The organism is Micromonospora fiedleri (genome assembly GCF_016774385.1).
Taxonomy (GTDB): Bacteria; Actinomycetota; Actinomycetes; order Mycobacteriales; family Micromonosporaceae; genus Micromonospora; species Micromonospora gifhornensis.
In genome coordinates this window covers 1-449 of sequence record NZ_JAETXL010000101.1, presented here as the reverse complement: position 1 = coordinate 449, position 449 = coordinate 1, and the positions used below count along the sequence as shown (strand labels likewise).

Annotated in this window: 1 pseudogene; it reads right to left on the bottom strand. The window is 70.8% G+C overall.

The window, feature by feature from the left end:
• Nucleotides 1-197: 197 nt before the first annotated feature.
• Nucleotides 198-449 (bottom strand): annotated as a pseudogene (locus JMF97_RS30830) (DEDD exonuclease domain-containing protein); the annotation flags it as partial.

Below are 449 nucleotides of genomic sequence, written 5' to 3'. Positions count from 1 at the left end.
GTTGCATCGACGGCAGTGGCGGGAAGTGAGCCGCGCGGGCGCCCGCCGCGGCCGGCGTGCGCGGCCGCGTGGGGCACCCCCACGCTTCCGCACCGGCGCGCCAGCGGATCGGCAACCGGGAGCAGAACCTCGAAACGGGCAGGACTGCACTCCCTTAACAGACTAAGTGAGTCGACGTAGGCCGATCGGACAGTTGCTCATGAGCGTTCGGACCAGAGTTGATGGGACGCGGCGTTCTCGGCCTTGGTCAACAGGTCACGGAAGCGACCCGCGCCGGACACCGGAGAGGCCCAACCGGCCGACATCTCCACCAGCCGGGTCTCCGGCCGTTCCAACCAGGACAGGATCAGTTCCGACTCCTCCGGGGTGGCCGCCGGGACCGGGCCGTGCCCGGCCGACACCGTCTCGGCGGTGGCCCGGATGGTGGCCAGGGTCGGTCGTGGGTGGAC